Below are 14,339 nucleotides of genomic sequence, written 5' to 3' on the forward strand. Positions count from 1 at the left end.
GCCCCTCCGGCGTTTGAGGAGCGGGGGCTGGGGCGGAGCCCCGGGTACGGGAAGGGTAGGGGCGGAGGGGGCGAAAGAAGGCTGGTGCGGGGCCCGGTCTCCGGGGGTGGGAGGGGAACGGGGGGCCGGCTCGTCGGGGCGAGGCGGTGACCTGGGGCGGGCGGGCGGTGAGAATGGGGGCGTGCGGTACAGGATTCTGGGGGTTGCCCAGGCGGAGGACGACCGGGGAACCCTCGTCACGGTGGGCGGCCCCCGGGTACGCGCGCTGCTCACAGCCCTGGCGAGCCACCCCGCCCGCACCCTCTCCCCGGACACCCTCATCGACGAGGTGTGGGCGGACGACCCGCCCCAGGACGCGCCGGCGGCGCTGCAGGCGCTGGTCGGCCGCCTCCGCCGCGCCATCGGCAAGGACGCGGTCTCGTCCGAGGCCGGCGGCTACCGGCTCGGCGCCACCCGGGACGACGTGGACCTGTTCGTGTTCGAGCGGCTCGTCACGGAGGGCAGGACGGCGCTCGACACCGGCGACCCCCGTACCGCCGCCGCCCGGCTGGCCGAAGCCCTCGCCCTGTGGCGCGGCCCCGCCCTCGCGGACCTCCCCGACCGCACCGCCGCGACCCGCCCGGAGGCCCTGCGCCTGGAGGCGACGCGCAGCCGCGTCGAGGCGGACCTGCGGCTCGGCCGTGCCTTCGACCTCGTACCGGAGTTGAAGGAACTGACGACGGCCCACCCGTACGACGAGGCGCTGCACGTCCTGCTCATCCGCGCCCTGCGCGAGACCGGTCGCGGAGCCGACGCGCTGGCCGCCTACGAGGACGTGCGCCGTGCCCTGACGGAGGGACTCGGCACCGATCCCGGACCGGAGCTGAGAGACCTGCACGCCGCCCTGCTGGACCCGCGGGATGCCCGCGGACCGCGGGAAGGCGGGTCCGCCGCGCCGACCGCCGGTCCCCGTCCGGGAGATCCCTTCCGCGCCCGGCGGACCGGGAACATCCGCCCCCGGCTCAACTCGTTCGTCGGACGGGAACGTGAGATCGCGGCCATCCGTTCGGATGTGCGCGGGGCACGACTGGTCACGCTGACCGGACCGGGTGGTTCGGGAAAGACCCGCCTCGCGGAGGAAGCCGCCGCCGGGCTCTCCCAGGCATGGCTGGCCGAGCTGGCCCCGCTCGACCGGCCCGAGGCCGTCCCGGGCGCGGTGGTCAGTGCCCTCGGTCTGCGCGAGACCGCGCTGATCACCAGCGAGAAGGCGGTCGCGCAGGACGACCCGGTCGCCCTGCTCGTCGAGTACTGCGCCCCGCGCAGCCACCTCCTGATCCTCGACAACTGCGAGCATGTGATCGACGCGGCGGCCGAGCTCGCCGAGACGCTGCTGACCCGCTGCCCGGGGCTCACGATCCTCGCCACCAGCCGCGAACCCCTCGGTGTTCCGGGCGAGTTGGTGCGCCCGGTCGAACCGCTCCCGCCCGATTCCGCGCGCCGTCTCTTCAGGGAGCGGGCCTTCGTGGCCCGCCCCGACGCCGTCGGCGCGCTCCACGACTCCGCCGCCGTGGACGAGATCTGCCGGCGGCTGGACGGCCTGCCCCTGGCCATCGAGCTGGCCGCGGCCCGGCTGCGGCTGCTCACCCCGCGACAGATCGCCGACCGCCTCGACGACCGCTTCCGGCTGCTCACCTCCGGCAGCCGTACGGTGCTGCCCCGCCAGCAGACCCTGCGCGCCGTCGTCGACTGGTCCTGGGAGCTGCTCGACGAACGGGAGCGGACCGTGCTGCGCGAGGTGTCCGTGTTCGCGGGCGGCTGGGATCTGGCCGCCGCCGAGGCCGTGTGCACCGGTCCCGCGGCCGACCTCATCGGCGCGCTCGTCGACAAGTCCCTCCTCGTCGCCACCCCCGACGGTACGGGCGCCGACGGCCGGCAGGACGGCGACGGAGGACCCGGCGGGCGGGGCGGAGAAGGCGCCGGCCCGCGCGACCCCGGGAGCGGTGGGAGCGGTGGGAGCGCGGGGAGCGCCGGGGGCCATGCGGGCGGCGGTATGCGCTATCGCATGCTGGAAACCATCCACGAGTACGCCACCGAGCGCGCCGCCGAGGTGCCCGAGCTGCGCGCCGCCGCCGAGCGGCGCCACCGTGCGTGGGTGCGAGCCCTGACGGAGGAGGCCGAACCCCAGCTGCGCTCGGCCGGCCAACTCCCCTGGATCCGGAGGCTGGAGACCGAGCTCGACAACATCAGGGCTGCCCTCTGGCGCGCCCTCGCCGCCGGGGACGAGGAGGAGGCAGGCGCTCTCGTCCTCGACATGGGCTGGTTCTGGTGGCTGCGCAACTTCCGGCACGAGGGCATCCGGTGGACGGAACTCGTCCTGAAACTGGGAGCGTTGCTCGACACACCGGTCGGTGACCGGACGACGGCGGCCGGCCGTTCCGGGTGCGCCACCGGTGACCGTCTCCTCTCCCGGCTCGAAGACGTCGATCCGGTGGGCGCCTTTCTCGACCACCCCGAGCGCGACGAACGGCACCCGCTGCACGCCGTGCGGATGCGGCTGCGCATGCTCCACCTCTTCATGAAGGTGGACGTCGTCCCGCTGGACGAGTGGGGGGAAGAACGGCTCCGGGAGTACGTGGAGCGGGTGAGGGGCGCCTTCGAGCGGGGCGGCCCGGACGCGGCGCGCATGCCGGGGATCGTCTGGCCCATGGCCGCGCACTTCCTGGGCGATCCGGACGACATGGGGCCCGCGATGAACGCGGCGGTCACCAACTGCCGTGAGTACGGCGGTGAATGGGAGATCGGCGTCGCCCTCATGTTCCGTACGCACATGATCGTCGACGCCCCGGGCGGTATGCCGGGGGTGGACGAGGACCTGGAGGAACTGCGCGAGATCAGCCGACGGGTCGGGGACCGCTGGATGCGCGCCCAGGTGTGCAGCGCGGCCGGTGAGGCGGGCATGGCGCGCAGCAGGTTCGACGAGGCGAAGGGCGAGTACGAGGAGGCGCTGCGGCTCGCCCACGAGGTGGGGGCGTACGCGGAGGTGCCGTTCCTCATGGCGCGGCTGGCCGAGATCGCCCACCGCGCGGGCGAGAGGGCCCTGGCCCTGGCGACACTCGACGAGGCCAGTGCCGCCGCCGACCAGTACGGGGTGATGGACTCCCGGGCGTTCGTCCATCTGCTGCGGGCCCAGGTGGTCCTGGAGGGCGGCGAGGTCGCCCGCGCGCGCGAACTGTGTGAGAAGGCGCGCGAGGAGAGCCTCCGGGGCACCCCTCCACCGCAGTTCACGGCGGGCCTGAACTGGATCGACGCCCTGGTCACGGCCGCCGAGTCCGGCCCGGTGCCGGGCCTGCGGAAGATGGGTGCCGCGCTGCGGCACGCGACGGCCGCGCGGTGCGCCGACGTGGTGGTGGCGGCCTTCGTCGAGAGCGCCGCCCGGCTGTTCACCGAGCTGGGCGCCCACCCGGTGGCGACGCGGCTGACGGCCGCCGGAACCGGCTGGCGCGGCGGGGATCTGCGGTCCGCCCGTGAGAGCGCCGAGGTCCGGCGCACCGAGGCCGCGGCCCTCGCGGCGCTCGGCCCGGAGCGCTACGAGTCCGAGCGGGCCCGGGGCTTCGGCTACACCCAGAAAGAGGCCCTCGGCGACCTGGCCGAAGCCCTCGAGGCGCATCCCGCCGCCTAGGGCCTGTCCGACAGTTTCCGTCCGCCCTGCGATGCCTGGTGCGTGTCCCGGGTGTTCACCGGCGCGGGAGCGCCCGGGTGTCCACCGGTACCGGAGCCGACCGCGCGTTCACCGGCACAGGAACTTCGCCTCCGCCCAGTCGCCCAGTGACGTCGAGTCGAAGGGGCTGTGGGGTTCGACGACGAGCCGGACCGTCCGGTGGCCCGTGAGATCCACGTGGACGGGGACCGCCGGTTCGCCGCCCTCGATCAGCGGTGACCGCCACAGCCGGGACCCGTCCGCGTAGACGGAGAACCGCAGTGTGCCCAGGCCCAGCATCAGATCGTCGACACCGGCCATCGCGTCGTACGCGCTGCAGTCGCGGTTGAGGTCGATGGTGACGGACGACCGGCCGTGCACGGTCACTCCGTTCGTGTACCGGGTCTCCGCGATGCTCATTCTGTCGCGCTGCCACACCCAGCTGCTCTCACCGAGCCGCATCTCCGGCTCGGTGTGGTCGCCGATGACGTCGTAGTCCAGGTCGCTCCACCGGTAGACGGCGGGGGCCGGCGGGGGAGGCGTGGGTGTGGGCGTCGGGTCGGGTTCCGTCGGGGTCGGTTCCGGCGGGGTCGGCGTGGGGGCCGGAGTCGGCTCGGGAGGTGGACTCGGGCTCGGGGTCGCCTTCGGCGCCGGCCTCGGCGTGGGTCTCGGCACCGTCGCGGAGGGCGGGGCGGGAACCGGCCCCTGCACCACGGCCGGTGGCTTCGGCGCGGGGGACCTCCCGGGCGGCGCGGGCGACGGCACCGGCGCCTCGACGGCGGGCGAGGCGGCCGGTCCCGCCTCGTGCCGCCGGGCGGTGCTGTCGTTGCCGACCAGGGAGAGCACCACCGCCGCCGTGGCCACCGCGACGACACCCGCCGCGATACCGGCCTTGACCGGTGCGCCGAGCCCTTCGGAGAGTGCCGCGCCACCCCCGGCGCCCGCTCCCGACGAGCCGCCGCCCGCCACGGCCGCCGCGCCCGCGGCCGCACCCGCTCCGGCGCCACCGGCGATGAGCGCCAGGGCCTTCGCGTACCCGGCGGCACCGAACCAGCCGATGACCGCGACCGGCACGACCGCGGGGATCCCGCCGGCCACCTCCTTGATCTGGCCCGCGGCCAGCCTGCACCTGGCGCACTCCTCCAGGTGCTTGCGCAGGCCCCGTTCGGCCCGGGTGCGCAGACCGCCGCGGGCGTAGGCGCCGAGCCGGTCGGCGTGGCGCGCGCACTCCTCGTCCAGGGTGAGCGTGTCGCTCACGTGCGCCTGGAGGTAGGCCTGCCGGAGTCCCTCGCGGGCGCGGCTGGCGAGTACACGAGTGCCGTTCGCGTCGAGACCGAAGAGCGTGGCGACCTCGCTCGGCGACTCGTCCTCGACCTCGGTGTGCCACAGCACGGCCTGCCAGCGTTCCGGCAGCGAGCGGAAGGCCCGCATGGCCATGGACTGTTCGGCCTCGTGCATCGCGCGCACGTCGGCGCCGAGGTCGAGGGTGTCGTCGGCGGAGACCTCCGATCCACGGGCGGCCTGCGCGGCGAACACCGCGAAGTCGTCGACCAGCTGTTCCCGTCGGGCCGACTTCGTCCAGTGCGCGGCGACCCGGCGGACGGTGGTGAGCAGATACGCGCGCACGGCGTGCTCGGGGCCGCTGCCGCCGCGTACGGCCTGGAGCATGCGGGCGAACACCTCGGCCGTGAGGTCGTCGGCGGTGTGCGGGTCGTGGCAGCAGGTGCGGGCGTAGCGGCGGACGGCTTCGGCGTGCCGGCGGTACAGCTCCTCGTACGCCGTGTCGTCGCCCGCGCGCATCCGCTCGATCAGACCGGCGTCCGGGGGCGGCGGCGCCCCCGTCGGCTCCGGCTCCCGAGGGGGCGGCAGAACGCTGCCCTCGCGCCGGTCCCAGCGGTCGCGCTGCGACGGCACGGCGGCGTCGGTCGCGCCGGTGCCGGGGAGGGGGGCGGTGTCCGGGGTGCCGCAGTCCGCGTCACGGCTGCCCGCGTCGTCGCCGTCCGGGGGGCTGCTGCGCGGGCTTCCGCCGTGCGGGCCGCCCTGGCCCGGCAGTTGCGGTGCCGGTGAGCCGCCGGTTCCGGTGCCGCCGTCGGCACCACCGTCACCGAGTGACTCGTCCCGCCCGTCAACGCTCACGCCGAAAAGCCCCCGCCTGCACACCCGGACCCGAATACCGGGACAGACTGCCACAGGCTCCCCCGGCGGCACCCCTTCGTACGGACCAACCACTCGTCCGGGGGGATTACCCGCTCGGCAGCACTAACGGTCACCCGTTCGGGGAATGGTCCATGGCCGCCATGGGCGCGGAAGCTGCTGTCGCGTAAGGAAGTTGGCGGTGGGCTCGTTCCGCACGATGTGACGGAGGGGGCGCAGACCGGCCTGGACGCGGGGCGGTGTGAGAGACCGGTGCTCCCGGGCACGAGTGGCATCCCACTCGTGCCCGGGAGCATCCGCGTTTCCGGGAACGCCCGTGTGCGCGTGGTTCACGCGCACACGGTGCGTCCTCGTGGTCCGGAGCGCTGTTCCATGGCCGGAACTCGCCTGCGCCCCACAGGACTTTCATGTCCGCGCCCCACAGGACTTCCGTGTCCGCGCCCCACAGGACTTCCGTGTCCGTGCCGCGCAGACCCTCGCCCCGGCTCACGCCGGACGCGAGCGCAGGCCCTCCAGCAGGATGTCGAGGAGCCGGGCCGAGGCCGCCGCCTGCTGGGCCGCGTCCGGCAGCGAGGGCGCCGCCGTCGCGATGACCAGCAGGACGTCCGCCACGGTGACGTCGGCGCGCAACTCGCCCGCCGCACGCGCCCGGTCGACGAGCCGCCCGACCACCTCGAGCAGCGCCGCCGCGCCGGCGTCGTCCACCGCGGCGATCACCGGCTCGTCCTCGGGAGCGGGCCGCTGCTCGACGAGCCGCAGCTCGGGCGCGGTCTGGGACCGCTGCTGCGGCACCCGCGCCTCGTCCGGCTCCGCCTCGTCCTCGGCGACGCCGACCCGCAGCACCTGCGGCGGCAGCAGCCGTCCGGCGCCCGAGGCCACCGACGTGCGCAGGAAGCGCGAGAGCGCCGACCACGGCTCGTCCTCCTGGCCGAGCGCGGCGCGGGCCTGGTCCGTCAGCCGGGAGGTCTCCTCCTCGGCTATCCGGCGCACCAGGACGTCCTTGCTCGGGAAGCGCCGGTACACCGTGCCGACACCGACCCTCGCCCGCCGGGCGACATCCTCCATCGGCGCGCCGTACCCCAGCTCGCCGAAGACCTCGCGCGCCGCGCGCAGTACGTGTTCCAGATTGCGCTGTGCATCCACACGCAGCGGCGTCGTGCGCGGTCCGTCCGCCGGACCGCGGCCGTTGCCGCTCGTTGCCGCTCCGGTCATCGCACCAGCGGGTGCGACGGCCGACGCGGAAGCCCAATGAGAGTCCTGAATGTGCATAAGTGTTCCCCCGGTAATGACGTCTCCCCCCGGAGACTCTCCCCGCCATCGACAGACCGGAGCGTGTGGAACAAGCTGGTGTGCGAATCCTCGTACGGACTCGCCGAGCGCATCCCCCTACACCCCGTCGACACACGAACATAGTTGAGAGGGGGTCAATTCAGAAGGGGCAGGTTCCGCACAGAGCGCCCCCCGATCGGAGTACGGACCCCTTACGTCCCGATTGCGCCCTGTCCGAGTACCCCCCTCACCCACCTTGAACTGCGGGTTTTCCCTTGACTCCGGCAAACCGGCCAACTCTGCACGTTGTCGGCGACCGGTCACACAAATTGCCGGGGCTGTGGACAAACTCCGGAGCGGGGTGCGTCATGGGATGGTGAAGGAACGTGCGCGCATCCTCATCGTCGGCGGTGGCTACGTCGGCATGTACACCGCCCTGCGCCTCCAACGGCAGTTGAAGCCCGAACTGAAGCGGGGCGAGGTCGAGATCACGGTCGTGTCGCCCGACCCGTACATGACGTATCAGCCGTTCCTTCCCGAAGCCGCCGCGGGCTCGATCTCGCCGCGTCACGTGGTCGTTCCGCTGCGCCGGGTCCTCGACCGGTGCCGGATCGTCATCGGCGAGGTCCGGTCGATCGACCACGCCAAGCGCACCGCCACGCTCACCACGCTCGCCACCGAGGAGGAGGGCGCGGGCGCGGAGCAGATCACCTACGACGAACTCGTGCTCGCCCCCGGCTCGGTCTCGCGCACCCTGCCGATCCCCGGACTCGCCGAGTACGCCATCGGCTTCAAGACGGTCGAAGAGGCCATCGGCCTGCGCAACCACGTCATCGAGCAGATGGACATCGCCTCCTCGACCCGCGATCCCGCGATCCGCGACGCGGCCCTGACCTTCGTCTTCGTAGGAGGCGGTTACGCCGGCGTCGAGGCGCTCGGCGAGCTGGAGGACATGGCCCGCTACACCGCGCGGTACTACCACAACCTCAAGCCCGAGGACATGAAGTGGATCCTCGTCGAGGCCTCCGACCGCATCCTGCCCGAGGTCGGCGAGGAGATGGGCCGGTACACGGTCAGCCAGTTGCGCCGGCGCAACATCGAGGTACGCCTGGAGACCCGCCTCAACAGCTGCGCCGACCGGGTCGCCGTCCTCAGTGACGGCTCGCGCTTCCCGACGCGCACCGTCGTCTGGACGGCCGGCGTGAAACCGCACCCCGTCCTCGCCGCGACCGACCTCCCCCTGAACGAGCGCGGGCGGCTCCGGTGCACGCCCCAGCTCGCCGTCGACGGCGTCACGCACGCGTGGGCCGCCGGAGACGCCGCCGCCGTCCCCGACGTGACCGCGGAACCCGGCAAGGAGACCGCGCCCAACGCCCAGCACGCCGTGCGCCAGGCGAAGGTCCTCGGCGACAACATCGCGCACACCCTGCGCGGCGAACCCCTGGAGACGTACTCCCACAAATACGTCGGTTCGGTCGCGTCCCTGGGGCTGCACGAGGGAGTCGCACACGTCTACGGCCACAAGCTGAGGGGCTATCCTGCCTGGTTCATGCACCGCGTCTACCACCTCAGCAGGGTGCCGACCTTCAACCGCAAGGCCCGTGTGCTCGCCGAATGGACCCTGGCGGGTCTCTTCAAGCGGGAGATCGTGTCCCTCGGTTCGCTCGAACATCCCCGTGCGGAGTTCGAACTGGCGGCCGGGGGAAAGCCTCCGACCGACCCGAAGGGGTCGTCCTGACCGGACCGAGGAACTCCACCGGCAGGGACGGCGTCTGACGGATGTAGGCCAGGTCGGCCAGACTGCCAGACAGGTCCACGACTTTGGGCGGGTGAACCGCTCGCCCTTCTAACACGAGGCTTTCCCCACTGTGAACTTCACGCGCTGGAGCGCCCGGCTCCCCGGAACGCAGCGCCGCGCCGCCGCGCGGACCGAGCACACGGCCACCCACACGGCCGCCCCGGACCGGCGAGGGGAAGGCTCCGTGCCGGCGGCCCGCGTCGAGCGGCTGACCGACGACGCCGTACCCGGGCTCGCCGTCGACGAACTCCCGGCGCGCGCGGTCCTCGACCGCGTCCCCGCCCTCGTCGCCCTCGTGCACGGCCCCGAGCACCGCGTCTCGTACGTCAACGACGCCTACACGGCGGCCTTCGGCGCCCGCCCCACCGGCGAACCGGCGCGCGAGACCCTGCCCGAGCTCGACGAACTCGGCCTGCTGCCGCTCCTCGACCAGGTCCTGCGCAGCGCCAAGCCCCGCACGGTCAAGTCCCGCAAGGTGTCGACCGGCCGCTCCTACACGTTCACCTGCACCCCCGTCGACACCTCCGCCGTCGACGCCTCCGCGGAGCGCGACGGCCGCGGCGTGCTCGTCTTCGCCACCGACGTCACCGATCACGCCGAGGCCGCCGAGCGGCTGCGCGCCAGCGAACGCCGTCAGCGCGAGACCGCCGTCACCCTGCAGCGTTCCCTGCTGCCGCAGGAGCTGGAGGAGCCCGACGACCTGCGCATCGCGGCCACCTACCTGCCCGGCGGCACGGAGGCCGCCGTCGGCGGGGACTGGTACGACGTCATCACCCTCGGCGGCGGCCGCACCGCGCTCGTCATCGGCGACGTCATGGGCCGCGGGGTCCGCGCAGCCGCCGTCATGGGCCAGCTCCGCACGGCCGTGCGCGCGTACGCCCGGCTCGACCTGCCACCGCACGAGGTGCTGCAGCTTCTCGACGGCCTCGCCACCGAGATCGACGCCAACCAGATCGCCACCTGCGTGTACGCCGTCCACGACCCGAACGAGGGTCGGCTGGTGTACGCCTCCGCAGGCCACCTGCCCATCCTGGTCCGCGACGAGAACGGCACCATCCACCGCGCCGACGAGCCGACCGGCCCGCCGCTCGGCACCGGCGGCTGGCTCCACGCCTCCGGCTCCGTGCCGCTGGGCCCCGGCTCCACCGCCGTCCTGTACACGGACGGACTCGTCGAGCGCCGTGACGAGGACCTCGACGAGGGCATCGCCTCCCTGGAACGCGCCCTGGCCGGAGCCACCGGCAGCCCCCAGGTGATCTGCGACCGCCTGGTCCGCGCGGCCGGCGTCACCGCCGAGCACGACGACGACGTCGCCGTCCTCGTCCTCCAGCACCCGTCCCGCACGGGATCCGACGGCGAGCTCTTCCGCAACGCCGCCCTGGAACTGCTCGGCGGCATGGAAGCGGCCCCACGCGCGCGTGCCTTCGCCTCCGGAGTGCTGGCCAGCTGGCGCTTCCCCGGCGATCTGCACGACCTCGGCGTCCTGGCCGCCAGCGAACTCGTCGCCAACTCGCTCCAGCACGGCACGCCGCCGATGCGGCTGCGGCTGCGCCGCACCGACCGCCGCCTGATCATCGAGGTCACCGACGGCGACGACCACCTCCCGCGCCGCCGCCGCGCGGAACCCGGCGACGAAGCCGGCCGCGGCATCGCGATCGTGGCCACGATCGCCTCCGGCTGGGGTTCCCGCCGCACACCGGGTGGCGGGAAAGCGGTGTGGTGCGAGTTCGCGCTCCCGCGTGCCGGGAACTGAATCCCCGCGCCGGGAACCGAATCCGCACGCCGGGCAGGTCTTTCGTGTCTCCCCCGGGTACGTCGAGGGCCGGGCCACCGGGACGCGTCCCGCGCGTCCCCTGGCCGGGAGGCCCGCCCGGTGCTAAGAGCTCCCCATGGCAGACGAATCGGGCTTTCAGCTCAAAGGAAGTGCCCCGGAGCGCTACGAACGGTACGCGGCGCCGTTCATGGTGCCCTTCGTGGACGCGATCCTGGACGCGGCCGACCTGTACCCCGGCGCCAAGGCGCTCGACCTGGCCTGCGGCACCGGCTTCGTGGCCCGCGCCGCGGCGGCCCGGGTCGGCCCCTCCGGCCGGGTCTCGGGAGCGGACGTCAACGCGGGCATGATCGGCGTGGCCGTGGAGCACGCGCCCCGCATGTACCCGGACATCGATTTCACCGTCGCCTCCGCCGAAAGACTCCCCTACGAGGACGCGGCCTTCGACGCGGTCCTGTGCCAGCAGGGCGTCCAGTTCTTCCCCGACCTGGACGCGGCCTTCGCGGAGGCGGCCCGCGTGACCCGCCCCGACGGCCGCTTCGCCGCCACCGCGTGGGCCGCCAGGGACCTCCTCCCGTACTTCGTCGCCCAGTACGAGGCGGTCGAGGAGTACGGCGGCAAGGAGCTCGCCGCGAACTACGAGGGCGCCTTCTCCGGCACCCCCGAGCGGCTCTCCGCCGCCCTGCGCGGCGCCGGATTCCACGACGTCGCCGTCCGGCGGATCACCTTCGGCATCCCCCTCCCGCCCCTCGACGCGTACGCCCCCGGCCAGCTCTCGTCCACGTCCTGGGGGCAGACGATCGTCGACACCGCCGGCGAGGACGCGCTCCTGCGCGCGGGGCGGTCCGTCCGCACCCGCCTGGCCGGCCACACCGCCCCCGACGGCACCACCACCCTCCCCTTCACCGCCAACCTGCTGACCGGCATCCGCACCCGCTGAGACCCGCGCCGCACACACGAAACGGCCGCCATCACGTCACTCCGTGATGGCGGCCGTCCCGTGGTCCGCGCCCGTCCTGCGGTCAGGCGCTCGCGGGCACCGGCTCGGCAGCGGCCCCGCCCTGCGCGACCACCCGGCTCCGCGCGAGCCACGGCTGATCCTGTACGGGGGTGAGCCGCCGCCCGAGCCGCAGCGCCAAGGCGGTGATGCCGAGCGAGAAGAGCAGGAACGTCACGACGTACGGGCCGTGCAGCGAGGCCCCCATCGGGCCGCCCACCGCCGGGCCGATCGCCAGCGCGAGCTGCTTCACCAGGGCGAAGGCCGAGTTGTACTGGCCCGCCATGCCCGTCGGCGCCAGGTCGGCGACCAGCGGAGCGACCGTCGGCGACAGCATCGCCTCACCGAGCCCGAACAGCGCGTACGTCGAGACGAAGGCCGCCGCGGCCATGGTCCGGCTGCCGTGCCCGAGGCCCGCGTATCCGGCCGCCAGCCAGGCGACGGCCCAGATGAGCCCGACCGCGGCGATCACCCGGGACCGCTTGCGGCGCTCGACGAACTTCAGCACCGCGAACTGCGCGACCACGATCATCGCCGTGTTCGCCGCCATCGCCGTACCGAGCGCGGACGTGGAGATCCCGGCCGCCTCGACGCCGTACGCCGACAGCCCCGACTCGAACTGTCCATAGCAGGCGAAGAACAGCACGAAGCCCAGCACGGAGAGCTGCACCATGGCCCGGTTGCCGAGCAGCTGCTTCCAGCTGCCGCCCCTGGAATGAGGCGTGTCCCCGTCGATCCGCGGCGCGTGCGGCATCCGGACGGTCGCCATGATCACGACCAGCACCAGGAACATCGCCGCCTCGATCGCGAACAGCAGCGTGAACGAGCTCGCCCGGTCCGGGTCGACGATGTGGCCGCCGATGAGCCCGCCGACGCCGAGGCCCAGGTTCTGCAGGAAGAACTGGGTCGCGAAGGCGCGCGAGCGGGTGTCCGCCGAGGAGCAGTCCACGATCATCGTCGCCAGCGACGGCTGCATCACCGCCTGCCCGGCGCCGAGCGCCGCCGCCGACAGCACCACGGTCGTCGCGCTGTTCGCGAGACCGAGGCTCAGCGCGCCCAGGGCGGCGGTGACCAGGGCGGCGAGCAGGACCGGCTGGGGACCGCGTCGGACGATCGCCCGGCCGGCGAACGGCAGCACGACGAGCGCGGCCACGGCGAAGACGGCGAGCACGACGCCCGCCGTCATGGAGCCGAGTCCCCGCACCTGCGCCACATAGACGTAGAGGAAGGGGACGGTAAAGCCGAGCCCGAACGCGCCGAGCGCGTTGCCCACGTGGATCCGGCGCATCGCTGCGCCCATCGCCCTGGTCACTTTCACCTGCCTTGGTCGTGAAGCCGTACGGACTCCCCGTGCCGGGCCGTGTCCGCGACACGTTCCCTACGCATGGATGCAAGCCTGAAGACTTCAAAGCTAAAGTTCGATGTTGAACTCTACACCTCGAAGGACTTCGACACCAAGCGGCGTCATGCGATACTCGGGCCATGGGTGACACCCCCGGCGTCAGTGAGCCGACACTCGAAGAGCAGATCGCCGCCTACCAGCGCGAGTTCCAGGACCTCGACCCCCAGGTCGAGAAGATCGTCTCGGCGCTGTCCCGCCTCAACCGGCGGATGAACGTCGCCTACGGCCGTCAGACCGCGGCACTCGGCATCAGCAACGCCGAGTGGGAGGTCCTGAAGGCGCTCGTCCTCGCTGGCGCCCCGTACCGCCTCGGCCCGAGCGAGCTCGCCAAGCGCCTCGGCCTCACTCCCGCCGCCATGACCCACCGCATCGACCGCATGGTCGGGGAGGGGCTGGTCACCCGGGAGCGCGACGAGTCGAACCGGGTACGCGTCATCGTCGAGCTGACCGACGAGGGGCGCGAGAAGTGGCTGGAGGCCATGCGTCTCGCCACGGTCTTCGAGGAGGACCTGCTCCAGGACCTGTCCACCGAGGACCGAAGCGTCCTGGGCGAGGTCCTGACCCGTCTGCTGCGACGGGTGGAGGACGCCCAGCCGGACGCGGGCGGCCGGCTCAGCGACCTCGATTAAAAGATCTTGACAGGGGCGGTTTGACACTGCCCTGGCGGATCCGTAAAGTCCTTCGAGTTGTCACGGAGCCGGAACGGTTCGGCGACGACACCTCCGCCGCTGATGCGGCAATCAAACCACCAGCACGATCTCCCAGCCGGGACGAATTCGGCGTGCCCGAATTCAACTCGATTGGGGCCCGGCGGCCCGATTAGGAACTGCCGGGAAGATCCGCTAAAGTTTGAGACGTCGGAACGGCCCAACGGCCGGAAAGACAAACCCCGCTGACTGGGAATCAGGCCCGAAAGGATCTGATAGAGTCGGAAACGCAAGACCGAAGGGAAGCGCCCGGAGGAAAGCCCGAGAGGGTGAGTACAAAGGAAGCGTCCGTTCCTTGAGAACTCAACAGCGTGCCAAAAATCAACGCCAGATATGTTGATACCCCGTCTCCGGCCAATCTCGGTCGGGGCGAGGTTCCTTTGAAAAAGTCCTGTCCCCTTGGGGCAGGCGCACAGCGAGGACGCTGTGAACGACCGGTCCTATTCCGACCGGTTGTTCCGCTCTCGTGTGTGTTCCACCGGATTACCGGTAAACATTCACGGAGAGTTTGATCCTGGCTCAGGACGAACGCTGGCGGCGTGCTTAACACATGCAAGTCGAACGA

8 protein-coding genes and 1 rRNA gene are annotated in these 14,339 nt (G+C 72.7%); 6 read left to right on the forward strand and 3 right to left on the reverse strand.

Going from position 1 to position 14,339, the window contains the following annotated elements; all coding sequences use genetic code 11:
- Nucleotides 1–181 precede the first annotated feature (181 nt).
- The gene (locus ACH4S8_RS24330) at nucleotides 182–3,658 is read left to right on the forward strand and encodes an AfsR/SARP family transcriptional regulator (protein ID WP_398397328.1); all 3,477 of its coding nucleotides are present in this window, start codon (nucleotides 182–184) and stop codon (nucleotides 3,656–3,658) included.
- A gap of 108 nt (nucleotides 3,659–3,766) precedes the next feature.
- On the opposite strand, the gene ACH4S8_RS24335 is transcribed toward ACH4S8_RS24330, so the two are convergent.
- Both ACH4S8_RS24335 and ACH4S8_RS24340 read right to left on the reverse strand, forming a co-directional pair.
- Nucleotides 3,767–5,812 (reverse strand): sigma-70 family RNA polymerase sigma factor, encoded by a 2,046-nt coding sequence (locus ACH4S8_RS24335; RefSeq protein ID WP_398397330.1) that lies wholly within the window; start codon nucleotides 5,810–5,812, stop codon nucleotides 3,767–3,769.
- 504 nt (nucleotides 5,813–6,316) lie between these two features.
- Nucleotides 6,317–7,099, reverse strand: coding sequence for a TetR/AcrR family transcriptional regulator (locus ACH4S8_RS24340; RefSeq protein WP_398397332.1), 783 nt, complete (start codon nucleotides 7,097–7,099; stop codon nucleotides 6,317–6,319).
- Between the two features lie 373 nt (nucleotides 7,100–7,472).
- Between ACH4S8_RS24340 and ACH4S8_RS24345 the strand changes: the two genes are divergently transcribed.
- The 3 genes from ACH4S8_RS24345 (at nucleotide 7,473) to ACH4S8_RS24355 (ending at nucleotide 11,608) form a co-directional block, all read left to right on the forward strand.
- Nucleotides 7,473–8,837 carry an NAD(P)/FAD-dependent oxidoreductase gene (locus tag ACH4S8_RS24345; protein WP_398397334.1) on the forward strand — a complete coding sequence of 455 codons (1,365 nt, stop codon included), beginning with the start codon at nucleotides 7,473–7,475 and terminating at the stop codon, nucleotides 8,835–8,837.
- Between the two features lie 130 nt (nucleotides 8,838–8,967).
- On the forward strand, nucleotides 8,968–10,650 hold the full coding sequence (locus tag ACH4S8_RS24350) for a SpoIIE family protein phosphatase (RefSeq protein WP_398397336.1): 1,683 nt from the start codon (nucleotides 8,968–8,970) through the stop codon (nucleotides 10,648–10,650).
- 136 nt (nucleotides 10,651–10,786) lie between these two features.
- Nucleotides 10,787–11,608 (forward strand): class I SAM-dependent methyltransferase, encoded by an 822-nt coding sequence (locus ACH4S8_RS24355; RefSeq protein WP_398397338.1) that lies wholly within the window; start codon nucleotides 10,787–10,789, stop codon nucleotides 11,606–11,608.
- A gap of 82 nt (nucleotides 11,609–11,690) precedes the next feature.
- Here ACH4S8_RS24355 and ACH4S8_RS24360 read toward each other — a convergent pair whose 3' ends face one another.
- On the reverse strand, nucleotides 11,691–12,965 hold the full coding sequence (locus ACH4S8_RS24360; RefSeq protein ID WP_398397340.1) for an MFS transporter: 1,275 nt from the start codon (nucleotides 12,963–12,965) through the stop codon (nucleotides 11,691–11,693).
- A 182-nt stretch (nucleotides 12,966–13,147) separates the two neighbouring features.
- Here ACH4S8_RS24360 and ACH4S8_RS24365 point away from each other — a divergent pair, with 182 nt between their 5' ends.
- Together ACH4S8_RS24365 and ACH4S8_RS24370 are read left to right on the forward strand one after the other, a co-directional pair.
- On the forward strand, nucleotides 13,148–13,696 hold the full coding sequence (locus ACH4S8_RS24365; protein WP_398397342.1) for a MarR family winged helix-turn-helix transcriptional regulator: 549 nt from the start codon (nucleotides 13,148–13,150) through the stop codon (nucleotides 13,694–13,696).
- Nucleotides 13,697–14,270: 574 nt separating this feature from the next.
- Nucleotides 14,271–14,339, forward strand: a 16S ribosomal RNA gene (locus ACH4S8_RS24370); the annotation flags it as partial.

It is taken from the genome of Streptomyces sp. NPDC021080, from assembly GCF_044333225.1.
In the GTDB taxonomy this organism is placed as follows: Bacteria; Actinomycetota; Actinomycetes; order Streptomycetales; family Streptomycetaceae; genus Streptomyces.

Excerpts from the sequence above, each read along its gene's own strand:
- ACH4S8_RS24340 (WP_398397332.1), bottom strand. The coding sequence starts at position 7,099 with ATGCACATTCAGGACTCTCATTGGGCTTCCGCGTCGGCCGTCGCACCC.
- ACH4S8_RS24355 (WP_398397338.1), top strand. The coding sequence starts at position 10,787 with ATGGCAGACGAATCGGGCTTTCAGCTCAAAGGAAGTGCCCCGGAGCGC.
- ACH4S8_RS24360 (WP_398397340.1), bottom strand. The coding sequence starts at position 12,965 with ATGGGCGCAGCGATGCGCCGGATCCACGTGGGCAACGCGCTCGGCGCG.
- ACH4S8_RS24365 (WP_398397342.1), top strand. The coding sequence starts at position 13,148 with ATGGGTGACACCCCCGGCGTCAGTGAGCCGACACTCGAAGAGCAGATC.
- ACH4S8_RS24345 (WP_398397334.1), top strand. The coding sequence starts at position 7,473 with ATGGTGAAGGAACGTGCGCGCATCCTCATCGTCGGCGGTGGCTACGTC.